At 61.0% G+C, this 24954-nt stretch carries 28 protein-coding genes and 1 pseudogene; 12 read left to right on the plus strand and 17 right to left on the minus strand.

All coding sequences use genetic code 11. The annotated features are described in order from the left end of the window. Positions 1-21: 21 nt before the first annotated feature. A complete protein-coding gene (locus ACERZ8_RS09750; RefSeq protein WP_407592011.1) occupies positions 22-843 on the plus strand; it encodes a tetratricopeptide repeat protein in 822 nt (273 codons plus the stop codon). Positions 844-969: 126 nt separating this feature from the next. Here ACERZ8_RS09750 and ACERZ8_RS09755 read toward each other — a convergent pair whose 3' ends face one another. The 8 genes from ACERZ8_RS09755 to gspG are packed head-to-tail and all read right to left on the minus strand — an operon-like array spanning position 970 to position 7031. After that, positions 970-1713 carry a DUF4198 domain-containing protein gene (locus ACERZ8_RS09755; protein ID WP_407592012.1) on the minus strand — a complete coding sequence of 248 codons (744 nt, stop codon included), beginning with the start codon at positions 1711-1713 and terminating at the stop codon, positions 970-972. Beyond that, positions 1706-2365 (minus strand): anti-sigma factor, encoded by a 660-nt coding sequence (locus ACERZ8_RS09760; RefSeq protein ID WP_407592013.1) that lies wholly within the window; start codon positions 2363-2365, stop codon positions 1706-1708. Before ACERZ8_RS09760 ends, ACERZ8_RS09755 begins: the two co-directional genes overlap by 8 nt. Further along, positions 2343-2942 carry a sigma-70 family RNA polymerase sigma factor gene (locus ACERZ8_RS09765; RefSeq protein ID WP_407592014.1) on the minus strand — a complete coding sequence of 200 codons (600 nt, stop codon included), beginning with the start codon at positions 2940-2942 and terminating at the stop codon, positions 2343-2345. The genes ACERZ8_RS09760 and ACERZ8_RS09765 overlap by 23 nt, the downstream gene beginning before the upstream one ends. Then, positions 2943-4859 carry a type II secretion system secretin GspD gene (gspD, locus tag ACERZ8_RS09770; RefSeq protein WP_407592015.1) on the minus strand — a complete coding sequence of 639 codons (1917 nt, stop codon included), beginning with the start codon at positions 4857-4859 and terminating at the stop codon, positions 2943-2945. A 3-nt stretch (positions 4860-4862) separates the two neighbouring features. Then, positions 4863-5720, minus strand: coding sequence for a type II secretion system protein N (locus tag ACERZ8_RS09775; RefSeq protein WP_407592016.1), 858 nt, complete (start codon positions 5718-5720; stop codon positions 4863-4865). Then, positions 5717-6085: a type II secretion system minor pseudopilin GspI gene (gene gspI, locus ACERZ8_RS09780; RefSeq protein ID WP_407592017.1), complete on the minus strand. Its 369-nt coding sequence runs from the start codon at positions 6083-6085 to the stop codon at positions 5717-5719. The genes ACERZ8_RS09775 and gspI overlap by 4 nt, the downstream gene beginning before the upstream one ends. Before the next feature lie 2 nt (positions 6086-6087). Next, positions 6088-6558: a prepilin-type N-terminal cleavage/methylation domain-containing protein gene (locus tag ACERZ8_RS09785; RefSeq protein ID WP_407592018.1), complete on the minus strand. Its 471-nt coding sequence runs from the start codon at positions 6556-6558 to the stop codon at positions 6088-6090. Beyond that, complete coding sequence (gene gspG, locus ACERZ8_RS09790; protein ID WP_407592019.1) at positions 6555-7031, minus strand: type II secretion system major pseudopilin GspG; 477 nt, start codon at positions 7029-7031, stop codon at positions 6555-6557. Before gspG ends, ACERZ8_RS09785 begins: the two co-directional genes overlap by 4 nt. Positions 7032-7105: 74 nt before the next feature. Here gspG and gspL point away from each other — a divergent pair, with 74 nt between their 5' ends. Genes gspL through ACERZ8_RS09825 form a run of 7 tightly spaced genes read left to right on the plus strand, consistent with a single transcriptional unit; the run spans position 7106 to position 13726 of the window. Then, positions 7106-8260, plus strand: a complete 1155-nt coding sequence (gene gspL, locus ACERZ8_RS09795) for a type II secretion system protein GspL (protein ID WP_407592020.1) — start codon at positions 7106-7108, stop codon at positions 8258-8260. After that, positions 8260-8703: a type II secretion system protein GspM gene (gene gspM, locus ACERZ8_RS09800; RefSeq protein WP_407592021.1), complete on the plus strand. Its 444-nt coding sequence runs from the start codon at positions 8260-8262 to the stop codon at positions 8701-8703. The genes gspL and gspM overlap by 1 nt, the downstream gene beginning before the upstream one ends. Next, positions 8700-10175: a GspE/PulE family protein gene (locus ACERZ8_RS09805; RefSeq protein WP_407592022.1), complete on the plus strand. Its 1476-nt coding sequence runs from the start codon at positions 8700-8702 to the stop codon at positions 10173-10175. The genes gspM and ACERZ8_RS09805 overlap by 4 nt, the downstream gene beginning before the upstream one ends. Continuing rightward, a complete protein-coding gene (locus ACERZ8_RS09810; protein ID WP_407592023.1) occupies positions 10172-11377 on the plus strand; it encodes a type II secretion system F family protein in 1206 nt (401 codons plus the stop codon). The genes ACERZ8_RS09805 and ACERZ8_RS09810 overlap by 4 nt, the downstream gene beginning before the upstream one ends. A 35-nt stretch (positions 11378-11412) precedes the next feature. After that, positions 11413-12474, plus strand: a complete 1062-nt coding sequence (locus ACERZ8_RS09815; RefSeq protein WP_407592024.1) for a penicillin-binding protein activator — start codon at positions 11413-11415, stop codon at positions 12472-12474. Then, the gene (locus ACERZ8_RS09820) at positions 12471-12914 is read left to right on the plus strand and encodes a PulJ/GspJ family protein (RefSeq protein WP_407592025.1); all 444 of its coding nucleotides are present in this window, start codon (positions 12471-12473) and stop codon (positions 12912-12914) included. The genes ACERZ8_RS09815 and ACERZ8_RS09820 overlap by 4 nt, the downstream gene beginning before the upstream one ends. Beyond that, positions 12911-13726, plus strand: a complete 816-nt coding sequence (locus ACERZ8_RS09825) for a type II secretion system minor pseudopilin (RefSeq protein ID WP_407592026.1) — start codon at positions 12911-12913, stop codon at positions 13724-13726. Before ACERZ8_RS09820 ends, ACERZ8_RS09825 begins: the two co-directional genes overlap by 4 nt. Before the next feature lie 51 nt (positions 13727-13777). Here ACERZ8_RS09825 and ACERZ8_RS09830 read toward each other — a convergent pair whose 3' ends face one another. Together ACERZ8_RS09830 and ACERZ8_RS09835 are read right to left on the minus strand one after the other, a co-directional pair. Further along, complete coding sequence (locus ACERZ8_RS09830) at positions 13778-13906, minus strand: hypothetical protein (protein ID WP_407592027.1); 129 nt, start codon at positions 13904-13906, stop codon at positions 13778-13780. 105 nt (positions 13907-14011) lie between these two features. Continuing rightward, positions 14012-15640 carry a DUF4331 domain-containing protein gene (locus ACERZ8_RS09835; protein ID WP_407592028.1) on the minus strand — a complete coding sequence of 543 codons (1629 nt, stop codon included), beginning with the start codon at positions 15638-15640 and terminating at the stop codon, positions 14012-14014. A gap of 230 nt (positions 15641-15870) precedes the next feature. Here ACERZ8_RS09835 and ACERZ8_RS09840 point away from each other — a divergent pair, with 230 nt between their 5' ends. After that, positions 15871-16332, plus strand: a complete 462-nt coding sequence (locus ACERZ8_RS09840; RefSeq protein ID WP_407592029.1) for a prepilin peptidase — start codon at positions 15871-15873, stop codon at positions 16330-16332. On the opposite strand, the gene ACERZ8_RS09845 is transcribed toward ACERZ8_RS09840, so the two are convergent. The 3 genes from ACERZ8_RS09845 to ACERZ8_RS09855 all read right to left on the minus strand — a co-directional run bounded on the left by ACERZ8_RS09845 (position 16329) and on the right by ACERZ8_RS09855 (position 17971). Then, positions 16329-16844 (minus strand): cupin domain-containing protein, encoded by a 516-nt coding sequence (locus tag ACERZ8_RS09845; RefSeq protein ID WP_407592030.1) that lies wholly within the window; start codon positions 16842-16844, stop codon positions 16329-16331. The two genes, ACERZ8_RS09840 and ACERZ8_RS09845, sit on opposite strands and share 4 nt — an antisense overlap. Continuing rightward, the gene (locus ACERZ8_RS09850; protein ID WP_407592031.1) at positions 16841-17383 is read right to left on the minus strand and encodes an RNA polymerase sigma factor; all 543 of its coding nucleotides are present in this window, start codon (positions 17381-17383) and stop codon (positions 16841-16843) included. Before ACERZ8_RS09850 ends, ACERZ8_RS09845 begins: the two co-directional genes overlap by 4 nt. A gap of 105 nt (positions 17384-17488) precedes the next feature. Beyond that, positions 17489-17971 (minus strand): hypothetical protein, encoded by a 483-nt coding sequence (locus tag ACERZ8_RS09855; RefSeq protein WP_407592032.1) that lies wholly within the window; start codon positions 17969-17971, stop codon positions 17489-17491. Between the two features lie 196 nt (positions 17972-18167). Between ACERZ8_RS09855 and ACERZ8_RS09860 the strand changes: the two are divergent. Beyond that, positions 18168-18374: pseudogene (locus ACERZ8_RS09860) on the plus strand (fasciclin domain-containing protein); the annotation flags it as partial. Positions 18375-18422: 48 nt separating this feature from the next. Here the strand turns inward: ACERZ8_RS09860 and ACERZ8_RS09865 are convergent. From ACERZ8_RS09865 to ACERZ8_RS09880, 4 genes are all read right to left on the minus strand, one after another. Further along, positions 18423-19229: an isocitrate lyase/PEP mutase family protein gene (locus tag ACERZ8_RS09865; protein ID WP_407592033.1), complete on the minus strand. Its 807-nt coding sequence runs from the start codon at positions 19227-19229 to the stop codon at positions 18423-18425. A 69-nt stretch (positions 19230-19298) separates the two neighbouring features. Further along, positions 19299-19709, minus strand: coding sequence for a hypothetical protein (locus ACERZ8_RS09870; protein WP_407592034.1), 411 nt, complete (start codon positions 19707-19709; stop codon positions 19299-19301). Positions 19710-19719: 10 nt separating this feature from the next. After that, entirely contained in the window at positions 19720-20370 is a 651-nt protein-coding gene (locus ACERZ8_RS09875; RefSeq protein WP_407592035.1) for a hypothetical protein, read from the minus strand. Between the two features lie 23 nt (positions 20371-20393). Then, the gene (locus ACERZ8_RS09880) at positions 20394-21938 is read right to left on the minus strand and encodes a caspase family protein (RefSeq protein WP_407592036.1); all 1545 of its coding nucleotides are present in this window, start codon (positions 21936-21938) and stop codon (positions 20394-20396) included. Positions 21939-22123: 185 nt separating this feature from the next. On the opposite strand from ACERZ8_RS09880, the gene ACERZ8_RS09885 reads away from it, so the two are divergent. Together ACERZ8_RS09885 and ACERZ8_RS09890 are read left to right on the plus strand one after the other, a co-directional pair. Then, the gene (locus ACERZ8_RS09885) at positions 22124-22699 is read left to right on the plus strand and encodes an OmpA family protein (protein WP_407592037.1); all 576 of its coding nucleotides are present in this window, start codon (positions 22124-22126) and stop codon (positions 22697-22699) included. 54 nt (positions 22700-22753) lie between these two features. Then, positions 22754-24946 carry a serine/threonine-protein kinase gene (locus ACERZ8_RS09890; protein ID WP_407592038.1) on the plus strand — a complete coding sequence of 731 codons (2193 nt, stop codon included), beginning with the start codon at positions 22754-22756 and terminating at the stop codon, positions 24944-24946. Positions 24947-24954: the final 8 nt, after the last annotated feature.

Below are 24954 nucleotides of genomic sequence, written 5' to 3' on the forward strand. Positions count from 1 at the left end.
CACCTTATGACATTCAAGCTGATGACTGCCACTCTGGCGACAGTTCTGACTGCAAGTGCTGCGATGGCTGACCTGCAACAGGGGCTGAGCGCCCTTGAGGCCGGTGACTACCCCGTCGCTGCCGAGCTTTTGGCTGTGGCCGCGGACGAGGGCGAGGCGGATGCCAATTTCTATCTCGGGCGAATGCTGGAACTGGGCATGGGCGGTGCGGCAGACATGCCAACGGCGGTTGAGCTCTACAAACTGGGGGCCGCAGGCGACAGCGCCTTGTCACAGAACCGCCTTGGCTTGCTGTATCTTCAGGGCGAATTCGTGCTTCAGGATTACGAGCGCGCCGCAGAATTGCTGTGTGGGTCTGCTGAACAGGGCGACGCGAACGGGCAGTTGAACTGTGGGCTGCTGAAACTGCAGGGGCGCGGTGTAGAAGCGGATGCCGAAGGCGGGATTGACATGCTGAAACGTGCCGCCGATCAGGAGCATATCGGCGCGATGAATGTTTTGGCCCAAGCTTTGATTGCCGGTGAAGTCGCTGAAAAGGACGAGGCTGAAGGGCTACGTCTGATCCAGAAAACCGCGTCCTTTGGCAACCCTGTCGGGCTGTTTTCGCTTGGGCAGGCTTATGTGGTGGGCCTTGGCCTCGATAAGAACCTCGTCGAAGCGCACAAGTATTTCAACCTTGCCGCTGCCAATGGCCATCCGGATGCCTTGCAGGCCCGTCAGGTGGTCGAACAGCAACTGGAACCGGCGCAGGTTCTTGAGGCACAACGTGCCGCACGGATATGGCGACCCGAAGCCGTCGAACCCAGATCGCTTTTGGAAGCGGCGGAAACTGCTTCGGAGTAAGGACGCTGGCGACAGCTATCAGACCAAAGATCCGGGCGCTGTCTCAGCCATTGCGCTGACAGCACCCGGTTACCTCCGCTGTGATACCAATCACGCATGGTGCAAAAGCTAGTTCCGCCTCACTGGCTAGCTATCCCAAAGCAACGATACCCAATCGCTTGACCAGCGCCGCCCATCTTCGTGCGGTCTCAGAAAAACGGCGTTTATCAGGCAGCGTTCGGCGGGTTTGACGGACGGCGCGACATTGCCCGTATCGTCGGTTCGCAATCTGCTTTCGCGTACCTGCATGTCGGCCTGGCGGCAAAACACATCGACGGGGTGATGCGCAGCCGGTGTGCCACCGGAGTATAGCGTGAAGCCGTCAGAGCCTTGCACCCACTCGTATTGCAGACCCAAGCGCCTGTCTTCATCTCGTCGTTCGCCAAAATGCACCAGCGTTTTCGAAAACCGGCGATAGGTTTCGCGCAGCCTCCCGTCTTCATCCGCGACTGGTGGTATTTCGCGCAACACATGGTTCGCCCCGATGCTGTCCGCAAATTCTTTGAAATCCTGCAGCGACGGGTGCCGCAGAGTTTGCCCAAAGGATGCAATGGCCAGGACGTGCAGACCCTCGCCTTGCGCCGCAAGGGACAGATCGCGCTGTGCGAGCGGTCGGGTGTGCAGCGCTTGTCTGGTTTCCGGACCTACCCAAAGGGCGGTTTCATAGGCGCGCGGCTCGAATGGAAAAACCTCGCCCTCAAAGTGTTCCCCGACATGCACCTCCACCGTGACTTGCGTGCCGGACACAGTCGGTTCGATCCAGAATTCATGGGCATGGGCGGCGTGCGTGACCACCAGACCCGCCAATGCCAGTCGGATCGGTCTAAACATCGCTTAATGTCCCAAGCGCCAGAACGGGTCCGGTGGGCGCGCCGGTCGGGGACCCACCGACAGGTTCGAGGCTAACGGCAAGGACGCTGCCGTCCTGCATCTGGAGTGCGCCGGATGCCTGCAAACGACCCGCCTGCGTAAATGTCCCAAGGGATCGGGGCACACCGTCCGGTGGGATCAGCCACAACTCGAATGTCCGGTCCTCGACCACCGCTCCCGAGGCCAATGCAATATCGACACTGCCCCCACCCGCTTCGACCTCAACTGCAAACCGATAGTTGCTCTCACTGCTCTCAAGCTGTGCAATCAGGCGTTTGCCGCTATCGAACAAGGTGAACGATCCGATCATCACCGCCACTGCCAGGACGGCTGAAACCAGACCGGCGGCGCGCCACCAAGCGCCGTTGCGCCGCGCCCGGGGAAACAGCCTGCCATCAATCGCTGCCTTGACCTGTCGCGAGGGTTGAAGCGTGCCGTAGTCGGCGTTCAGACCGGCAAAGTACTCTTCCCACGCCGCGACACGGGCGGCGAAGCCACGATCTCTGCGCAGACGGTTTTCGACGGCGGATCGCTCGGGACCGGGCAACAGGCCGACCACGTATTCCGCGGCCAAGGCTTCATCGTCGTCGTCACGTGTCGTTTGATCTGTCATTTCTGTGGCTGCTCCAGACAGGCGCGCAGGCGCAGCAAACTGCGGCGCAACCATGTGCGTATCGTGTTGAGGGGGTGTCAAAGCGGTCCGCCAATTCCTGATAGGACCAGCCATCCAGATATGCGGCCCGAACGGCCTCTGCGCGCCGGGCCTCCAATTCTTCCAGACAGGCATCGATTCTGGCTCTGTTTTCGCTTTGTGCCAGGGCCGTTTCAGGTGTCGGTCCGTCGTCGGGCACGTCCTGTGCCATCTCCATCGGGGCAATGGGTGCCGCGCGCACCCGCATCCGGTCGATGGCGAGATTGCGTGTGATCGTGATCAGCCATGGCATCGAGCGTCCCTCGCCGGGGCGGAAACTGCCCGCGCGTTGCCAGATGCGCACGTAAGCATCCTGCAGGACGTCTTCGGCCTCCGCCCGGTTTTTCATCATACGCATCGCCACCGCAAACAGCCGTGCGCAGGTCAGCGTATAGAGTTGATCGAACGCGCGCCGGTCCGCGAGCGCCACGCGGGCAATCAGCGCGTCGAGCTCCTCAGTCGCATTCGGCGTCACGCCACCCATCTTAACCTCTGTCATTCAATAAACCCCACCAAGTTCGAGCCGCACAGGCTTGCGCGCCCGTGTCACATCGCGGTCTGTCGCGCCTAGCCGTGCGTCTGAACGCGCGGTTTCCAGTGCGCTCAGGCGTTTTTCATATGTCTGTTTCAGGCTTTGATCTGATCGCAATACCGTTGGTTTGAGAAAGACAAAAAGCGTGCGGCGGGTGCTGCTGCGATTGCGCGACTTGAAGAGATTTCCGAGCACGGGGATATCGCCCGCGCCGGGCACCTTTTGCAGGCTCTTGAGGTCGTCGCGGGTGATCAGCCCGCCCAGCACGATTGTAGACCCGCTTTGTGCCAGCACGCTCGTTTCGATGGAACGGCGGTTGGTGATCAGATCGGCCGCGCCTTCGACATTCGCATTCACCAACGATGACACTTCCTGTCTGATATCAAGGCGTACGGTGTTCCCGTCATTGATACGTGGCAGGACATTCATGGTGAGGCCTACATCGCGCCGCTCGATGGTGGTAAAGGGCTGCACCGAGTTGCCGTCAGTGGCGAAAGTGCCAGTGCGAAATGGCACGTTCTGGCCCACGACGATAGATGCAGGCTGATTGTCCAGCGCCATCAGGGACGGGGTGGACAGCAGGTTGGCATTCGTGGACTGGTTCAGGGCCTGCAAGAGAATGCCAAAGTTCCCGCCGCCAATCGTGGCACTGCCCCCCGCCGTGGCCAGCGCAGCATTGGGTGTGCCCAGCGCCGCCAGAAGGGTACCAAGTGCGGCGCCACCATTGCTGAAGGAGGTGGCCGCCAACCCGGACGGCGGTGCCAGATTGCCAAGGCCCAGTTGCGCACTCAGGCGCTGGGCGGTTTCACCGGACACCTCGACAATCGCCGCTTCGATCAGCACCTGCGCCCGCTTGCGGTCAAGTTGCTGCAACAGGGCGGCGACTTCGTTCAATTGCGCCTCCGTGCCGCGCGCCACAATGGCGTTCTGCGCTTCGTCCGCCGCGACCGTGACATCGGGGATGTCAGACACGGGGGCTGCGGCGTTCAGGTCTGACTGCTGCAATTCGACTGCAACTGCGTTCGTGGCAACCGCACCCGCGCCCGTCAGTGCGGCAGTCAGGATGCCCGCCAGTTGTTCGGCCTCGCCGTAGCGCAGCGGAAACACCCGTGTTGTCAGCGCCACCTGCGGGTTGGACACTGGCGGGACATCCATCGCATTGGCGAGCATTTCGACCTCGTCGAGTTCGTCCGCAGTGCCGCGAATGATCAATGTGTTCGATCCCGGATCGACCGACAGGCGTGCCCCCGTCGGGTTTGGCCCCAGCACGTCTGCGATGGCGGCGCCGACCACGGCAGCCTGGGTGTTGCGAAACTGCAGAACGCGGGAGGATCGCGCCTCGTCCTTGTCGAGATTGCGCGCGATGCTGGTGATGCGGTTTGCGCCTTCCACTGTGTCGGTAATCAGGACGGCATTGGGATCTTCGAGCGCTTCGATGGATGCCGATGCCGCCACAAGCGGGCGCAACACGCGCACAGCTTCGCCCGCCGGCAGGTTGTCGAGCATGATGAGGCGGGTCACGAAATCCTGGCTGCCCGCGTCGCCGTCGCCGATATCCACGCGTGCTGCCGCCCGTGCAGCATCAAGTGGAATGATCTGCCAGATCGCTCCGCTTTGTACCGCATGAAACCCGCGCGCGCGCAGGATGGATTGGAACAACTCCCACGCACCCGCGCTGTCCAGCGGCTCGGCAGAGACAACCGTGATTTCGCCCCGTAACTCGGGATGCACGATCAGCGTGCGGCCTGTGATGTCGGCGATCTGCTCGGTCAGGATTGTGATGTCGGTCTGGCGCAGGTTAATGGTGTAGGTTGCTTCGCTTGTCTGCGCGGTCACCGGGGGCGACATCAGGACAAGACATAGGATCGTGAAAAATCTATACATCAATCACCTCAAGGGGAACGAAAAGGAAAGAATGCGCCCGCCACGCTCGACTTCGATCCGGGCCTGTCCCGTCGCGGCGATCTCGTCATAAAATCTGGTGTCGTTTTCGGGGTTGCCGACGGGTTTCCCGTTGACTGACCGAACAAGGTCACCGCTGCGCAAGCCAGCCAAACGCACGCCCGCATCGTGCCGCTCGGCAATCAAATATCCCCGGTCCGTGGGCTTTAACCCGATCTCGTCAAGAACGGCCTGTGGATTCTTGCGCACACGCTGGCGCCAATAGTCGATGTACTCAGATGTGGTTTCGGGCTGGCCGGGTTTCTCATAGCGTGCTGCAACGACAAAACCGCCTTGCAATCGATCCAAAAGAGCAGGGGCCACTGCTGCGTCTGCGATGACCTCAGGTGCGTTGACTTCGACGTCTTCGTCAAAGTGCAGGGTGATCGCGGTGTCACCATCCGTCAGCTCGACGCGGTCTGACGCAATGCGGGTGATTTCCAAACGGTCTGTGACCTGCATCCGCTCACGGTAAAGGCCCGGTACACCAGCCACATCCAGCAACGCCGTTGAGGTGGCCTGCTCGGCTGCGAAAATGCCGCGCAGCACCAGATCGGGTCGGGTGATCGTTGCTGCCTCTGGCCCTTGGTCCTGCACGGCTGCGCGGCCAAAAGGGGCAAGGGCGAGGATCGCGGCGAGGTCGGGAGGGTCCTCACTATGTGGAACCGGCAGATCGATCACTGCTGGCGCATCAAGGACAACAATACCGGCCATGTGGCGGGCCATCGGAACTGCCGCCCAGGCCACAGAGGCCAAAGCCAATACAGCCATGATGACCCGGATCGCTTTTTCGCTGCGGGTCATCGCGCCCGCCGATCTGCCACGTCCACTATCCCTGTCAGGCTGGCCAGAACAATGTTCGGCTCCGCCGCCGTGGCGACAGTGACATCCACACGCCCAAGGTCTAGATCGCGCGTCGGACGACGATCTACCCGCACCTGCCATGTCGTGCGTCCCATCTGCTGGATTGCTGGGACATCGCGGGCCAGCTGCAACTCGACCAAGCTATTCTGTGCGACCCAGCGCGCCAGAACGCGATCATCTACCGCAGTGATGGCGCGCGTATGGGTTTCCGTCGCCCCTAGGATTGCTGTGGCCGACACCGCCAAAACGGTCATCGCCACCAAGGTTTCGATCAGGCTGAACCCGCTTTGCCGATTGGGTTGCATGCCTAAGGCCCATCCTGCCGAACAACGCGCGCGCCATCGAACACGACAAATTGGCTGCGCTCACCGGCCCCGAATTGCACTTTAAACGGGACACTGCGGGAGGGGATCAAACGGGCGGACACGGCAAAGACCTCTTGTGGATTGATAGTGATACGAGAGGGTGGCAGGGAAAGTTTCACATCCGCCAACTGTTTGTTGCCATGCGATTTCCATTCCCCACTTGGGTCGCGCTGCACAAAGCGCAGGTCTGATCCGTCATGCAGTAACCCAAAGCCGCTGCCGGTGGTGAGGGCTGCATCGAGCGCATGTTCCAGATGCGCCCGCAACGCGCGCGCGCCCGCCTCGACCGACGTATTGCCCCGGCCAGATGGCAGGGACAGCGCAACTGCACTGGCCACCAGCGCAAACAAAGCGAGGACAACCAGCATTTCAATCAGGGTGACACCGGCAGTGGCGTCCCGCTTCTGTGTCACAATCCGGCCTGCACGCGGGTATCGCGCAACGGTATGTCCGCGTTGATCCCGTCGCCACCCAGGGCCGCATCGGCACCAAGCGAGATCAATTCAAACTGCGCGCCGTCTGCGCGATACACATAAGGTGTGCCCCATGGATCGAGCGGCAATGTACTCAGATATCCGTTTGACGGCCATGTGCGGGGCAGCGGTGGTGTGACGGGCCGCTCAGCCAGGGCTTGCAGCCCCTGCACGGTGGTTGGATAGCCCCCGTTGTCGAGGCGGTATAGCTGCAACGCCCCCGCGATGGAGCGCATATCCGTCGCTGCAACCGAAACGCGCGCCTCGTCCGGGCGGCCAATCACGTTGGGTACAATCAGGGCTGCGACGACTGAAATCATCACCAGCACCACCATCATTTCAATGAGCGTAACGCCAGCGACCGGGCTGCGGTGGTTCGGTGTCGGCTGGGTGTCAGCAGGTGGACAAGACATGAAACTATTTCCCTTTGTGGCTCGTATTGTCGGTTACATAGGCGCGAAAATTTGCATCGTAAAGGTAAAAAATTATGCTAAATCAATATGTTAGCATTGACGATATCGGTCGCCCATATTCCGGTTCGACGGCGCTGTCCCCCCAGCAGTCGCTCAATGATGACTGGGCGATCGATGCAAACCTCAAGGCGCGTCTGGTACGTGCCGCGGCGGCCCTGGCCATTCCTTCCCCGGATGTTGTGCCGGGTGCCGCCGTTCTTTTGATGCCTCTTGATCTGCCCCTGAGCAAGCACGGCAAGCGGCACGCTGCTGCCCCCTTCGCGATCGAGCCGTATCTTGCCGCTCCCCTCGAAGACACGCAGATTGCCGTGGGCCCCGTGCTGCACAGCACAGTCCATTTATGTGCGGCGATGGATCGCAATGAACTGCATTGCCGTATCGCATCACCGATGGGCTCAGGCGTGGTGCTGCCGGACCTGTGCGCCGTGCCTTTGCCGACGACAGAAGTGGCGTGGGGCATCTGGTGCGGGCAGGGGGCGATCTATCTCAGGACCTTTGATGGCGGTGGCTGTGTGATTGATGCGGACAGTTTTGCCGACCTGTGGCGCGCATTTGATCGGCCCCGGCTTGAGCTGTGGCACGGAACGCCACCGCCGGGTGTCGATGTGGCGCGGCAGCATGACGAAGTGCCCGATGTTGATCCATCTGTGTTCGCCCTTGACCTGCGCCCAGTCACCGCAACGGCGCGGCAAAAGTGGCGTGGCCGTCTGGGTTATGCTGCTGCGCTGAGTGCTGTTGCAGGTATCGCGCATGCCGCCGTGCTGTTTGCCGACGCGCATGCACTCGAAAAAACCGCGTCAGAACAGCGGTCCGGGGTCATTGCACATGTGCTTGATCGTGGTGCGCAGATCGACTTCGATTTGCCGGAATCTGTTTTGACGGCGGATCTGGCGGGTCGGGCCAACCAGAAGAATGCATCCGATCGGTTTCTGACACTTTTGGCGCGCACTGGGACGGCTTTGTCGGGCCAGTCGGACATCAACTTTCGCGACATGCGTTTTGATTCAAGCGCCGGCACGTTGGCCGTTCTGGTCAGCGCCCGCGATCTTCAATCCTTGCAGCAGGCAGAAAACGCGCTGCGCTCGATGGGTATGACCGTGACCGGTGGCGCGGCATCAAGTGGCACGGCCGGTGCTGAAATGCAGTTGATCCTGTCGGAGCCGAGTTGATGCGCAAACTGTCCCCCCGTGAAATCAATATCGCTGTTGCTGCAAGCCTGATCATCGGATGTGCGGTCTTGTGGAGCACGGTTGTTGCGCCGTCCCTGACTTCGCGGGCGGATAGTTTCGCGCAACTGCGCAAGGTCGACATTCTTTGGGAGGTTCTGGATCAACTGCCAGACACGCTGCAAGGTGCGCAACCGGTGATGCGTGACCCCTTGCGACAGCGCGTGACAGCCTCTGCACGCGCAGCGGCAATCGATATTCGTCGCCTCGACCCACAAGGCGCGGCCCTATCGGTTTCGCTCGACGATGTCGCGTTCACGGTGCTGATCGGTTGGCTGGAAACGCTCACCACCAAATCGGGGGTGCAGGTGTTTTCAGCAGAAATCGGACGCAGACCCGAGCCCGGCATCGTCTCGGCCCGGATTGTGATGGAGGACGCGCAATGACTGCATTGCCCTATGCCTTCGCGCGCGCGCACAACGTGGTTGTTGCGGACGGTCTTTGCCGCTTTGTTACAGACACTCCGTTGATCGCCCTGGCCGAAGCGCAGCGGGTTTCAGGGCACAGTCTGAAGTTTCAGGCCGTCTCGCCGACGTTCCTTGCCGATGCCGTGCAAGACACCTATCGCGACAGCGCCACTGCGGCCGCCGGGGCGGCAGAACAAGCCTCCGATCATGGCGACTCTGATCTGGCGACCCTCGCGGATACTGCCGCTGCCGTGGACGATCTGCTGGATCAGCGCGAGGATGCACCGGTTGTCCGCCTGATCAACGCCATCCTTCTTGAGGCCATTCGCGCCCGCGCATCCGACGTGCATTTCGAAGTTGAGGAATCGCAACTTGTCGTCCGCTTCCGTGTGGACGGAGTTCTGCGCGAAGCCCTGACATCCAACCGAGCGCTGGCGCCGCAACTGGTCAGTCGGATCAAAGTGATGGGCCGTCTAGACATTGCCGAAAAGCGTCTGCCGCAGGATGGGCGCGTGTCGCTGCGGGTCGCGGAATTTCATCTGGATGCGCGGATTTCCACCATCCCGACGCAGCATGGCGAACGGGTTGTCCTGCGGCTGCTCGACCGCGGCCAGACCAGAACGGGCATCACGGGCCTTGGCATGGACGCGCAGATGCAGGCGGTGTTTCAGCGCCTGCTGGAGCGTCCGGATGGCCTGATCCTCGTCACCGGGCCGACGGGGTCGGGCAAGACCACGACGCTTTATGCCGGGCTGGATTCTCTCAACGATCAGCAGCACAACATCATGACGATTGAAGATCCGATTGAATATGCGCTGCCGGGCATCGCGCAGATGCAGGTGAACACGGCCACCGATCTGACCTTTGCCCGCGGCTTGCGTGCGTTGCTGCGGCAGGACCCGAACGTGATAATGGTGGGCGAAATCCGGGACGGTGAAACCGCCCGCGTCGCGGTGGAAAGTGCGATGACCGGGCATCTTGTGATGTCGACCCTGCATACCAATTCTGCCATCGGGTCGGTCGCGCGCCTGATCGATCTGGGGGTTGAACGGTTCTTGTTGGGCCCGATGCTGCGCGGTCTGATCGCACAGAGGCTGGTGCGCCGAAACTGCCCAAGCTGTGCCGCCGTGCACACCATCACCCAAGCCGAAGAAGCATTGCTGTCTCACGCCATAGCCAAGGGCGAAACCGTACTGGCCGGGCTGGGATGTGCGGCGTGCAACAATACCGGGTTTCATGGCCGCGTGGCCTTATACGATCTGATCGAAATCACACCCGATCTGGAAAGGGCCATCACCCAAGGCGCATCGGAATCGGACTTGCTGTCGATCCTGAACCGGTCGCTGCCGGGGCTGATCAGCGACGGTGTCCGCAAGATTCGCGATGGGCTGACAACACCGCAGGAAGTCGCCCGCGTGGTCTTTGACAGTGCCCAAGAGGGTGCGACATGACCCGGTTTCGCTACAGCGCTGTGGATGCGGGTGGAAAAACACGTTCGGGCCGGATCGAGGCCACAGGCCCAGCCGCCGCGCGGGCCGCCCTGCGGGGCAACGGGTTGTTGCCGATTTCAGTGTCTCAAGCGCACAGTTGGTCGATTGATCAGGTGCTGAGTGTTCTGCAACGAAGTCGCAAACCGCTCAGTCCGACTGATCTTGCGGTTTTCACCCGTCAGATGGCCACGCTGCTCGGCAGCGGCGTGCAAGTAGAGGTGGCCCTTGCCACGATGGCGGAACAGTCAAATCCCAGATTGGGGGCGGTCTGCCGTCACTTGCGTCAGGCGATCCTTGATGGTTCCAGCCTGAGTGCGGCCTTGCAGGACTGCGGAACCGGGTTTGACCGCTTTTACCTCACCTCCATCCAGGCCGGAGAGCGTGCAGGGCGACAAGGTGCGGTGCTGGCCCACCTTGCCGATCACGCCGAGGGGCGATTGCGCAACCGCCAGAAGGTGGTGCTGGCCCTGATTTATCCTGCAATCCTGATTGTTGTGTCGATAGCTGTCGTTGTCGGCCTACTTGTATTCTTGTTGCCCGATATTGTCCGGGTGTTTGCCGCGCGCGGCGCCGATCTGCCACCACTCACGAGACTCATGATCGGCCTGAGCGACTTTTTGACTGGCAACGCCGCCCTTTTGATCGCCGCGCTCTTCGCGGTGATCGTCGGCGCGAGCGCGGCGGTGCGGCACCCGTCTGTGATGCGGGCGTGGCACGACGCGCTCTGGCGCAGCGGGCTCGCCCGTCAGATGACGATTGTGCAGTTTTCAGGGACGCTCGCGACGCTGACCCAAAGCGGTGTGCAACTGGCAGATGCGCTGGCATCTGCAACAGCGACTGTGGGGAATTTGGCGGCGCGCGAGACGTTGGCGGACGTGGCGCGCGATGTGCGCGACGGGCAGCCGTTGTCACGTGCACTGGCCCGCAAGGACGGGTTCCCGCCCATGATGATCACCATGATCGCCAGTGGCGAAGCGGGCGGCGTGCTGCCCGCGATGCTTGGCCGCTTTGCCGAGGATCAGTCCCAAAACCTGCAGGCGCGTGTCAAGACGATGGTCGGTCTTGTTGAACCGCTTGTTCTTCTTGGGATGGGCGGCGTCGTGATGCTGCTCGTGCTCGCCATTCTGTTGCCGATTGTGAACCTGAACACGCTGGTCGGGTGAGCGCCCACCCCCAGCCCAGATCCGGAGGATCGCCCGTGACACATGCAACACGCCTGAGCCGCCGCAAATGCATCGCGGTGCTGGCCGCTGCACCGCTGGTCGGGGCCTGTGCGGCAGGACCCGGCGCATCGACCCGCCGACCGTCCGCCACCTCGAACGCCCAAGTCGCCCTGCTGCTGCCGCTGTCCGGCACGCGCGCCCCATTGGGGCAGCAAATGGCCAAGGCCGTGTGGTTGGTCGAAGACCTCGGTGGCACATCCGGCAGAACCCGGGTTCTGGACGCAGGAGAAACCCCGCAGACTGCGGCAGACGCGGCACGCGACGCGGTTGCCCAAGGCGCCAACATTGTCGTGGGGCCGCTGTTTCGCGATCAGACCCCCGCAGTGATCGAGGCCGCCGGACCTGTGCCTGTTCTGTCCTTGTCCAACGACACGTCGCTGGCCGCATCGAGCGCCTGGGTTTTCGGCGTCACCCCCGCGCAGTCCGTCGACACAGTGCTGGCCTTTGCCAAAGACACGGGCGCGCGGCGTCTGGCTGTTCTTGAGACAGGAGGGCTTGTCGGGCAACGTGCCGTTGGCGCGATCAATGCGAACGCGCGCCGGTCCGGGGTGACACCCCTGCCGATGATCCCGGCCGCGACGCAACCCGCACAGATGGCCGACGCGCTGCGGCAGGCTGGCGGTGGTGCAATGCCAGATATCATCTACATCCCCGGCGCTGGTGCGCAAACGCTGCGACTGGCGGAATCTGCCGTGCAAAGCGGTGTCACCACGATTGGATCGGTGCAGTGGTCGGGTCTGGGGCAAAGTGATCTTGATCGGTTGGACAAGGCCTGTTTCACAGGCCCTGATCCTGTCCGGTTCAACCGCCTGTCTGCCTTCTTTCGCGCCCAACTGGATGAAGAGATGGGCGTGATCGCCGCCCTGGCCGTGGATGCCGTCGGCATGGCCCACGCGGCAGGGGGTGCTGCCAACCTCAGCCGCAGCGACACGTTCGAGGGGCTGCTGGGCGATACACGGTTCGACCGGGATCGCACCTGTCAGCGCAGACTGGCCATCTTGCGGATCGACGGCGGTGACGTACTGCCTGTGACATGACCGGTCGGCGATCTGCGCAGGCGGGTGTCACGCTGATCGAGATGCTTGTCGCCCTTGCGATATCGTCCCTGGTCGGCTTGGCAGGTTTTGTCCTTCTGGAAAGCGTCACCCGTACCGAAGCCGGTGTAGCAGGGCGGTTGGAGCGGCTTGCCTTGCAGGATCGCGCGTTCCATCTGTTTGCGCTGGACGTCGAAAGTGCTGGCAGCGCCAGTTTTGACGAGGCGCTGGTTTTGCAAGTCTCAGAGCAGGTTGTGACATGGATGGCATCGGACAGCGGATTGACCCGCCGTATTGAATTCACAGACCGGCCAGCCATCAATCAGCGCATTCTGGACAAACCTGCGGCGCTCATGGCGCGGGGACCGGGCGCATTGGCCCTTGTGCTGACCGAACGGGACGTGTGGCGGCTGGTCGCCCTGCCTGAAGAGGTGACGCAATGATCCGTCATCAACAGGCGGGCGTCAGCCTGTTGAACGTCCTTGCCGTCCTTGCCGTGGGCACTGGTCTGGTGCACGTGATGCTGCGGGATCAGGATGTCGCGCTGGAACGTCTGGCCCAATACAGCGATCTTGCGCAGGCCCGCGCCTTGGCGCTGGGCGGGCCGACATCTGTCGCCGTGGCTTTGCGCCGCGACTTTGACGAGGCCCCCCAAACGGATCATCCAGGCGAGGCGTGGGCCTGGTCCGCGCAAGACAGGATTGCGTTGGGCTCCGCAACCTACAAGGTCTCAATTCAGGATGTGCGCGGGAAATTCGACCTCAACGCCCTGCAACCGGCAGCGCTTGTCGAACAGCGCGTGTTTGCGGGGTTGCTGAGCGCCCTCAATCTGCCTCAGGCGCTTGGGCAAAGGATCACGCAGATCGTGGCGCAGAACGGGCCATTGGCCGCGCCTGACAGCTTGCTGCGTTTCGGGATGGCACCCGGTGATGTTGCGCGCCTTGCACCGCATGTGGCGACAGTGTCGACGCGTGGGACGTTGAACCTGAATACTGTATCAGAACCCCTGTTGGCCGCGCTGCTGCGCAACGGTGCTGCGGCGCGTGGGCTTGTCGGACGTCGATCAGCCAAAGGATTCCTTGATAACAGCGATCTCGCTGCGCTCGGGATCGCGCTGCCGCCCCTTGCCGGTTTCACCTCGGATATCTTTGACGTGACAACGGTGAGCGAGGTCGGCGAGGCCCGCGCCGTGATCAAACGCCGATTGTTGCGCGACCCTGAAACGGGGACAGTGCAAAGCGTCGCACTGCCATGAAAAACGCCGCCGGGATGAACCGGCGGCGTCTGTTGTCTTCATTGCTCACGTTCAAAGCTCGAACGGATCCTGCGTCAGTTGCAGAACCAGATCGGCATTTGCGACGTCGATCGGGGTGTCGTTCGGACCCTGTGCAAAGGCCTGCTGGAAGACCGAGCCAAGCGCGCCGACCCCCGGCACGCCCCTCCACCTCCTCCACATGCGGCCACAAGGGCCACTGCGGTTCCGATTGCGGCAAGACGCAGATGTGTGTGTGTCATGACAGTCTCTTTCATTGCCAAGGGATCAGTTCACAACCGATACGGTGCCGTTTGGCGAGCCGGGGATCGGTGCGTTGAGGTACGGAAACGCGTTCTGCAATTCGCTCGCCGAAATGGGCGCGCCATCCGTCAACGCGACATTGCCGATCGGGGCCTGATCGGGTGTGCAGAACCCGAGGTTGACCAGATCGCTTGCGGTGTTTTCCTCGGCACCTTCGACACCCAGCTCTGCACCAAGTGGTACAGGATGGCAAAGGGCACCCAAAGCGACGCGCAGAATGATGTCGATAACGTCATCACCCGGACGCCGACCATTGGGAAAGCCTGCGAGGTCCTCGGCCACTACACCGAACGAATTCTGCGCGTCCCGGGGTGTCACGGGAACCGCCGTGTTCAGGCGCATCATCTCTGCCCCGACCACGTTTTGCGGTTGGTTCAGACCGGGAAGACCGGTGAGGAAGGCAGCCACCAGGTCGGTCCGTGGCAGGTTCTTGGGGGCGACATTGTCCTCAAGACCCAGATCAGGGCCAAACAGCAGCTCGACCAGACGCGGGAATGTCGGGTTGGTGACATAGGTAGCAAAGCTGGAATCGTCGATGGGTTCGGACCCGTTGAAACGGTCCTTGTCCGGGATGCCGATCACGACCTCGTTGACCAGCGGTGTGGACAGACGGGATTGCTGCACCAGTGCGCCTCCAACACGCGATGTGTCCTCGTAGCTGGGCGATGGGTTTTCCAATTCGCCCTGCGGCAGGCTTGACGATGTCCAAGCACCGATCACCGTGTCTTCGCCTGTGGTGATGCAGTCGATGGGCAATTCGAGCGCGAGGGTCGACACGTTGACCTTGCCGAACACATCGTCGTTCACGCGGCTTTGCGTGATCCCGCCGTCAAACCCGGCACCATCGCCCGCACCCGGTGCGCTGTCGCCTTCGATGGGGACAAAGTTGATCAGATCGAACACCTCGCCCAGATTGAGCGCGAACGCATCAGAGCGTTGGCCGACGAACACACGCCCCGGCAGAGTGCAGCCCGCCATGTCAAAGTCATAGATGAACTGGTTGGCGTAACCGTCGTAATCGGGCAGCGTTTTGAGGCCCACATGGTCCAGAGGTTTGGTGAAGGTCGTCTGCCCCGAACCGGCCCGCGTGATGGCGCTGCGTGTGCCGCTGCGGCGGTCCCCTTCGATCAGGGTCAACTGGTAGCTTTCGCTTTCGTTCAGCAGCGATTGATCACCCGGCAGGATTGGGCCCGCATATTTCAGCGGTATCGCCACGTTGACGCCGCCAATGTCCAGACCGATGCCCGCGCCGTTGTTGGCCAGCTCGTTTTCGAAATCAAACTGAAAGGTTAGATCCTCGATGGCATCGCCGTCATTGTCGATGTGGATCTCGTAGATGCCGTCAGCATCCATCGTGTAATAGCTGGGGCCACCGTAGTTCACCTGCAACGGCTGATAATTGGCCAGCAGGGTCACATAGCCTTCGCGGCCCGGTTCATAGCTGCGAAATACGTAAAAGTCGGTGCCATCGACCTTGGGATGTTCCGTGATGGCAGGCGCTTCGCGGTGCGATGACGCCACAGCGGGGCCTGTTGCGGCCGCAAACACAGCGACAATCGCCGAGCTTAGGGCCAATGCGGTTTTGGTCTTCATATCATGTCCTCTCAGATCAGTTTTTCGCACGGCTTTCCCGGTCGCAAAAACAGGGTTCTTGCGTGCGAAGCCGTCCGACAGCGGAATTCAGCCCTGGCGCAGATTTGCGCAGTTGCGGGACTTCAGGTGCTGCACCCAACAAGACGGAGCGGCAGGCGAAATAGTTTCAGGTGCTGAAACAAATCTGCGAGCCGACCCGTAGTGTTTCATAGGCGTTGCAGGAGGATCATATGGCTGGCGCACTGAAATCTGTCGGCATCATTATCTGGCCCGCATCCGCTGTGCTGGGTCTGATGCTTGCGTGGATATGTGTGGTGGATTTCCAAAGGTTTGAAATCCCGGATGCCGCAAGTCTGGGCTTGCTGATCGTGGGTTTGGTGTTCAGCCTGACATCGCCGCTGGTGACACCGTGGCTGGCCTTAGTTGGGGCTGCCGTTGCCTATCTCGCCTTCGCCGCTCTGGGCGCCGTTTTCTTCCAGATCACGGGCCAAGACGGTCTGGGTCTTGGAGATGCCAAACTGTTGGGTGCTGCGGGCGCGTGGCTGGGCCCATGGGACTTGCCGCTGCTGGTCGCTGTCGCATCGTTTGGCGCGTTAGCCTTTGCCGCGCTGACCCGCCAACGCAGGATCGCGTTCGGGCCGTGGTTGGCGGGTGCGTTCTGGGTGGTCTGGATGGTCCGGATCAGCGCTTAGGCGCTGACCAGAACAAGGCATCCGGCGGGCATCGTGATTTCGGGATGTGCGCTGCCCGGCATCGCCACTTGCGCGTCACCTGCCGAATAGAGCTTGCCGTCGATCCACAACTCACCTTCAAGAATGAACAGATGTTCGGCCCGTTCGTGCACGTGTGGTTGGATCGCGGCACCCGGCAGACAGCGCAATAGATACATTGTGCGCCCAGATCGTGTTTCCTGGGCAAGTGTCTTTTTCCACACCTTCTCGCTGCGCTGCTCCCAAACGCCCTCTTCGGCGCGCACGGTCTGGAAGGGGGCGGCATCCTGTGCGTCCAACTCGGCCTCGATGGCGTCAAACAGACCCTCGGGCGGGTCCGCTTCGGGAAGCTGTTTCAACAGGGGCGACAAGTGTTCGGACAGGGCGCTCACCTCGTCTGCCAGATCGGGACGCGTGCCCGGCAGGGTCGCATCAAGACCGCCCAACAGGGCGCCAAGAACCTCGGCAGGATTTGTTGCGTCGGTCTTCTTCATATCATCGCTTCCTTCAATGCCGCGATACCACGGCGCACCCAGCTTTTGGCGGTTCCGACAGGAACGTCCATCACGCTGGCCAACTCGATATAAGTGTACCCCTGAAAATAGCACAGCAGCAGCGCCTGACGATATTCAGGGCGCAGATCGTCCAGCAGGCGGCGGATCACAATCGTGTCCAGTGTCCGCGCGGCTGGATCCGGATCACCGCCGATGTCTGGCACCTCGTCTGAAAACTGCACAAAGCCGCGTGCCCGTTCTGAGCGAAGCCGGTCAATGGCGCAATTGCGGGCGATTGACCCGATCCAGGACAGTGGGTTGCCACACTCGGCCTGAAAGTGCCCCGCCCGTTTCCAGATCCGCACATAGGTTTCCTGGGCCACTTCGCTGGCGATTTCGCGGTCGCGTAAGATGCTGAGCACCACACCAAACACGTAACGCGCGCTGACATCGTAAAAACGCCGAAACGCCACCCGATCACCTGCCGCGCACGCGCCCAGCAGTTCAGCAATCAAACGGGACTGTTCCGCCGTCCCCATTCTTGCCCTTGCGCCCCCGTGTTGTTGAGACCTGGGCACCAGCTTGGTCACACCCACTTTCGGTCCTTTCATAATGCTGTTTCATAGCACTACGGGGGCCATCGATCAAAAGATGCACTCCATCCGAATTTTTTCTTCGTCCTGCATCAGCGGGATATCATCGCCGGTGTGGCCCGTGGTTCCGGCACCAGACTGGCCATGTATCGTGATGTAGAAATGCGTATGCCCGTGGCACTTTGCCCGCACAAACGCACGCAACCCGGCGCCGTGCAAGGTGACGGCGCCAAGGGGAACCCATGCTGCATCAGTCGTGGGGCGGGCGACAATGCTCTGGCGGTCCTGTCCGGCCCATATGACCAACGCCCCAATCGCGAGACCGCTCGTGAAGGATACGAACAAGACTTTGCTGACATGAGGCAGGCGGGATGCCTTTTCGCCATCTAGGCGCGCTTCGATGCGTGCGAACAGGTCCGGCGCGGGCTCTACCTCATCTAGGAGGTGTACCAGTGGTGTTGCGGCCTCGACGTCCGGGCCGGAGGTTTTTGAAGGCTGCAACATGGCGTGTACGCGTCGGATCAGAGATTTCATGATGAGATCTGGTTGCCCGCCCTGGACGATTGTGGGTGTACTTGGTCAGTACGTGCGTCAGATCACCAGAGTTGCAGCTTCCCTAGCGTCAGCGGCGTCAGATGCCCGCGTACTATTCGTATCTGCGATCTTCCCGGTGTCCGCTGGGTTTTTTGGCGCAAACCACATTGTCGGTGGCTCACCGATGTTCGCCGACATGAGCATCACCGAAAGCGCCGTGACTTCAACGGGTCACACAAGGCTTGTTGACGTGCTGATCAGTGACCGTCGATTTACCGTGTTCGCGCCGATCAATAGCATCTTGGCCGTATTGCCGATTGGAAAGGTTGAAACCGTGCTGAGTCCAGAAACCCGATGGCAACTGACCAAAGCCCTGAAGGCCCATGTCATTGCGGGCGATTTGTCGGCACAGGAGCGCGCCCTTAGTCCGCTTACGCCGCTTCGGGGCGTTTCACGGGTTCAACATCGCATCGACCTCATCCGAGCTCGCGGCACCCTTGAGGATCGAAAAGTCGCCCCTCTCAAGCATGGCGCGCGTGCCATCAAGGATGATCTGCTGCGTCACACGTGCAAGACCCCCACCGATGGAAATGCGAGCGACGCCCAGCGCGCCCATCTGATCAAGCGTCAGGCCCTGCATGTCACCAGCGGCAAGCAGGTTCACCGGTGTCCCCGTCGCAACCAGCGCGCGGGCGGTGTCGGCATCAACCAACGGCGCATAGATCACGTCGGCCCCGGCTTTTGCGAATGCGGTGCAGCGGCGCACCGCTTCTGCCTGATCATAGCTTCCTGCAAGGTACCCATCGGCGCGTGCGGTCAGAACAATGCCAACGGAACGTGCGGCATCGATGGCCGCCTCGATCCGTGCCAATGCCAGATCAAACGGGTAAGAGTCCGCGCGTGGCACGATGGTGTCCTCAATCGAAACCCCCGCCAATCCGGCCTCTGCGGCCAATCGAACGGTTTCGGCCACAGTTTCGGGCTGGTCGCCAAATCCGTTTTCGAAATCTCCACTCACAGGCACATCGACGGCTGCACATATGTCCGCTGCGTGTTGCAGCGCCATATCGCGTGTGACCTGCCCGCCATCGCTCAGGCCCAGTGTGAAACCATGACCCGACGAGGTCGTGGCAAGCGCCTGCGCGCCAAGGTGCGCCATCACTTTTGCCGACCCCAGATCCCAAGGGTTCGGCATGACGACCGGTTGGCCAGGAACATGCAGCACCCGAAAAACGTCCGTCAATTCCTTGCGGCTCATAGCGAAGCTCTCCTATTTGGCAGACAATGCTTGATTGCCCGACGGCGAGGTGAAACCACGGGCAATCTATCAGCCCGACAGCTTCGCCAGATCCTGTGACAGGGCGCGCGCGTCGGCGATGCTTTGCTGCAGGGCGGCGAGGCGTGCGGCATCGGTGCTGCCCGTCGGTTCGGATGTCAGCACCGCATTGATGCGATTGGATGTCGCCCTGTCGGTGTTCCCGAGCGCATTGCGCTGGTTCACGATTGCCACTTTCAACCGCGCCAGTTCGGATTCAGAGCCACGGATTTGCGCCGCCAGATCGGCATTGCGTTCCCGCGATGCTGCAACTTGCGCCTCGTCGGCGTTGATCTGATCTTGGTAGGTGCCCGTCGCGATGCCTGACACGCCATTGAAAAATCCGCCGTCAGCGGGGTCCGTGCTGGTTGTGCAGGCCCCAAGGCCGACACAGGTCACGAGGATGGTCCATTTCATTGTCATTTTCCGATCCTTAAAGTGACGTTGCCAGATCGTTGGCAACCGCTCTCATCTCGGCGATGCGGTTGGCCATTGCTGCCAGTTCCGGATCAATTGGCGCGACTTCTTCCTGGCGGCGTTTGGTGAGGTCGCGGGTTTCGGTGAATTCTGCCTGCCGTTTGGTCGCGCCATCAATGGCCAGCCTCATTTGCGACAGGTTGCTGTTGGCTTCTGCCGTTTCCCGCGCGAGGTCTTCGGGTGTCGCCGTGCCTTGTGCGGCCCTGAGCTTTATCGCCGCCAGATCCTGCTTTTGCACCTGCAATGCTGCGTTCATCGCGGCAAGGGTCGCTTCCATTTCCTGCGCGTTGCGGTCCAGATCGGTCTGGATCTGTTTCAGACGTCGTGCCCGCCGCGTATATTTGCGTTGAACGAACGCAACATATGTGCCTGCGGCGGCACCCGCACCCGCACCAATCGCGATCCCGGCGCCAATACTGTCGTCACCGCCAAATGTCAGGTCCAGCAACCCGCCTGCTGCACCGCCTGCGGCGACCCCTTGCAAGATCGTCTTCTGCATGGCCTGACTGGCGCGGCGCAGCTCTTGTTCTTCGGGCTTATCGCCCTGAACAAGGCTCGCGGAAGGCGTTTCGACGGTGGTGCCTGTGTCACATGCGGTCAGTGCCATACTGCCGACCAGCAACGCGGCCGTTATCCTTGTGAAATGAGATCTGCCAGCCATTTGTAACTTCCTTTTGTTTCTTCTTCGGTTTGCGCCAGATGGCGCAGAAAAATCGAGGCGTTTTCGTTCAACTTCTGCCCGACTGCTCCCAAATCACGGCTGCGATCCGTACCCCCAAGCAGGGCAAGGGTCGCATCGTCGGGAAAGAAGGCCGAAGATTCTTCAAGAATTTCGTCATAATAGGTGCGCGTCTGATCCAATCGGCGCAGCACGATCCCTTGCGCGCGCAGGATCTCGTTGATGTCGCGCCGCGCTTGCTGAACCAGCGGCGTTGCGTCCGCGTTCGTTTTGGCGATTTCCTCCATCTGGGCCAGCGCATCTTCGGATATTTTCAGCGTACGCTCGATGCCGCGAAGGGCGACCAGATCAGTGCGCAACTGCTGCAATGTCGTTGAAGCCAGGAAAATCGACATGCGGGCCGCGTCGGCATAAAGCTGATCTTCGCTCAGCGTTGTGGGGTCGGGCAGGCGGCGCTGATAGATGCTGAGGCCACGACTGAGATTTCCATCACCAACAAGCCCTAAAACATTCAGCGCCGACGTCAGTTTTTGCGTGTTGGCAGAGGCGATCAGAACTTCGGGTTCTTCTGCCCTGGCCAAGCGGGCAGACGATTTGAGCGCGATAATGCGGTCCTGTGCGAACTGTTCAAACAGGCCGTCGGGATAGTCCTGCAAATAGTCCTCAAAGGCCGCGACATCTAGGCTTCCCGAGATGCGCCGCCACCGGCTCAACTCATCAACCTGAGCGTCCGCGACCAGACGATCGGGTGCGCTGGGATTGAAACTGTGTTCGCCCAGGACCGCCTCTTCCACCCACGGAATCTGGCGGCCTCCGGTTTCCAGCACCACCTCCTGCCGGACACGCCCCAGCATCAGGCGGGCATCCAAGGCTGGCGTTGCAAGGTGTTTTAGCAGGGCGGCGGTGTAGACCGAATTTTCGCCCAACCCGTCATAGGCCACATTGCCGGGGTCCGTGGCGTAGGCAATCAACAGCCCGGCACCACCGCTGTCGCGCACAAGGCCGGGACGCACGAGCCCGTTTGAGGTGAAGGGATTGTTCCGGCAGGCATCGAGGATTACGATGCCAATCGCCGGGGCTGCGACAGTCATCGTATCACGCACATCGCTCATCGACAGGGATGTGCGGCGCATGGCGCCCAACTCGCCCCCCGAAAAATCAACGCCCACCAGATAGTTTTCGCCGCCGATCTGCACGCCGTGTCCGGCGTAAAAGAACACTGCCATCTCGGCGCCAGTCGCAGCCCGCTGGAAATCCTGCAGCGCTGTCTGCATTTTGGGAGAGTTCGCATCCTTTATTTCGATCACGGTGAAGGAAAGGGCCCGCAAGGCTGATCCGAGCGCCTCGACATCGTTGACCGGGTTGCGCAACTCCATGTCGGGGACCGAATAGGCCGAATTCCCGATCAACAGTGCGACGCGTTCCGCCCATGCAAAATGGGGTATACCCACCAGCAGGCATGCAACGTAGATCAGGCAGCGCAATCTTGCGGTCATACACCAATAGTAACACCGTCTTGCGCAAGCGATAGTATGGTTTTCCTCCGTTGTCGTGACGCTGGTGTCCGGTTACGCCTAAAATGCACAGGGGCTGCCCGCCTCGCGAAGAGGTTGGCATCGCTGGCCCGTCGCTATAATGTCCGGCTACAACAATCTCATCTGTTCAAGAGGGAATTGCCATCATGACACGTCTCAAATCAGTGCCGGCCATCGCCATCGTCCTGATGGTCGGTTTTGCCGCTCCGGCGGTTTCGCAGGAAACCACGACGCCAAGCGTCGAGGAAATGGCAGAAAACTTCAAGAAACAGAAGACACGCGGGCTGGTGATCGCCACCCCCGGAACGGACGCGACAGCGACCGACGACACAGCCCCCACCGCGACCACCGCGATTGAGGATGACGTGGCGACGATCATTCCGAAAGACGAACAGGTCAACATCAACGTCTCGTTTGACTTTGATTCCGCCGCGCTGCGCGAAGACCAAAAGCCCAAGCTGGTCAGCCTGTGCGAAGCGTTGCAAGCTGCCGACGTTCAGAAAATCCGCATTCTGGGGCATACGGATGCCTCCGGCTCTGCCACCTATAATGAGCGTCTCTCGAAGCTGCGCGCCGAAGAAGTGAAGCGGTTTCTGATGTCCGATTGCGGCTATCCTGCTGATCGCATGGACGCGCTGGGCGTAGGTGAACGGTTTCCGTTTGACCCAAGCGATCCACTGGCCGACGTCAATCGACGCGTCGAATTCCAGGCGCTCAGCTAAGGCGACATAGAAACGCTGCGACACCATTCTTCCTGACTGAGGCGAGGCCCGATTGTGAGTTCCAACACCAACCGAGGCATCTTCCAGATCGGGGATGTGTTGAACAACACCTACCGCATCGACAAAGTGCTGGGCCTTGGCGGCACATCAGAAGTCTACCGCGCGGTCAGCGAGATTTCGGGCCGTGTTGTCGCGATCAAGGCACTGCGGACCGAGTTTTCGCGCAACGAAGACTTCCTCGCGCTTATGACCCGCGAGGAGGAGATGCGCGAAATCCGCCACGATGCGGTCGTGCGATACTATGACAATCAGCGCACCGACGACGGGCATGTCTATCTCGTGATGGATTATGTCGACGGGCCCGGTCTGGATCAAAAGATCAAAGAGGGCGGGATGTCCGCAGGCGATGTGATGACGATCTGTCAGCGCGTGGCCGAAGGGTTGGTGGCCGCACACAAGAAAAACATCGTTCACCGGGACTTGTCGCCAGACAATATCATTTTGCGCGACGGCGATCCGAGCGAAGCGGTGATTATCGATTTCGGCATCGCGAAAGACACCAATCCCGGCGCAGAAACCATCATCGGCAACGAATTCGCGGGCAAATATGGCTATGCCGCGCCCGAGCAGTTGAACGGGCAGACCGATGCGCGCGCGGATGTCTACGCGCTTGGGGCCTTGTTGCTTGCCACGTTCCGGGGCCAGAAACCGAACACCGGCAGCAATCTGATGGACGTCATCAAGATCAAGTCGCTGCCATTGGACACCAGCGGCGTACCTGAACCGCTGAAAACGCTGATTGATCGCATGACGCATCCGGATCGCGATCAGCGGCTGCAAACCGCGCAGGCGGTGCTGGATCAGGTGGCGGCCGTTCAGACAACGCCGATGTCGAGCGCCGCCGTGGACGACAGCGATGATGACCGCACCATCGTTGTGCCCCGATCGAGCCGCGAAGATGCGGCCACTGAGGTTCCAACGGCAAGGACCAATTCGCCGGTTACGGACGTACCCGACGGCCCCGCTGAACCGCCCAAGCCCACCAGGAAACGCGGCGCGCTGCTGCCCATTCTCGCGGTTTTGGTTGTGGGTGTGATTGCTGTTGGCGCTTATCTCTCAGGGCTTTTGCCCAGTCGTCTCGGGCTCGGCTACCCGCTGGCTGATCCCTACAGTCTGGTTGTCACGCGCTCGGAAAACGGCGTGCCGTCTGCTGTCGGGAATGTGCCGTCCGACACTGTGCAAGAGGCCTTGGTGGCACTGATTGCTGATCAGGGCGGTACTGCTGACCTGACGCTGGCCCGTGGCAATATCGGGGACACGTGGGGCGCTGACATCGTGCGCTTGATCGATGCCGTCGATCACCTGCCGGAATGGCAGGTCCGCGCGGATGAAACCACAGTCAGGATCAGCGGCTTGACCTATGACGCGGCCGAACAGCAATCGCTGAGCGAAGCACTTGAGCGAAAGGACCTGCGCGGCGCATTTGACGTTGTGGTCGGCATTGTCCTTGGCCCACGCATCCTGAACCCGCCCACGTTGAGCCCCATTCTCGCCAATCATCAGAACTGCGGCGAATTGCGGATCGTGAACCCACCGCCCACGGGGTATCCCAATGGCAGTCAGGTGATCGTGAGTGGACGCGTTGACAGCCCCGGAACGCGGGACTCACTGACCCAACGACTGTCAGAAGTCATCGGCGATCGCCGTCTGGTTCTGGATGTCGATGTGCTGAACCGCACGCTGTGCCTGATCGACCGGGTGCTGCCCAATGCGCCACCCGTCGGGATCGAAATAGAGTTCAGGAACGGGGCCGACAATACGCTCAACACGACAGGGGACTATTTTGTCGGCGACAACCCTGTCATCGACATCGTTCTGCCCGCCGATTTGACGGACGGTTTCCTGTTTGTGTCTGCCTTGGACGTGTCGGGAAATGTGTACCACTTGTTGCCCAACATCCTGTTTTCGGACAACAGCGTCGCCAACCTGCGCGGCGGACAGGAAGGAGCCATGTCAATTCGAGTGGCCCACAGCGTCGCAGATGCGCAGGACGGCGGCAAACTAGCTTTTGTGGTGGATGATGCATCGCTTGGAAAGACCAAGATCATCGTGATCCATTCTGATCAGCAGATTTTCGATGGGCTGCGTCCGACCACTGAATCAGCGGGTGGCTATGCAAACGCGATGGCGCAGCGGGATGGGTCGATCAATTCGCTCGACAGCCGCATTTTGACCACGGCCAGATAACATACGGC

Origin of the sequence: Tateyamaria armeniaca (assembly GCF_045797845.1) — a bacterium.
Classification (GTDB): domain Bacteria; phylum Pseudomonadota; class Alphaproteobacteria; order Rhodobacterales; family Rhodobacteraceae; genus Tateyamaria; species Tateyamaria armeniaca.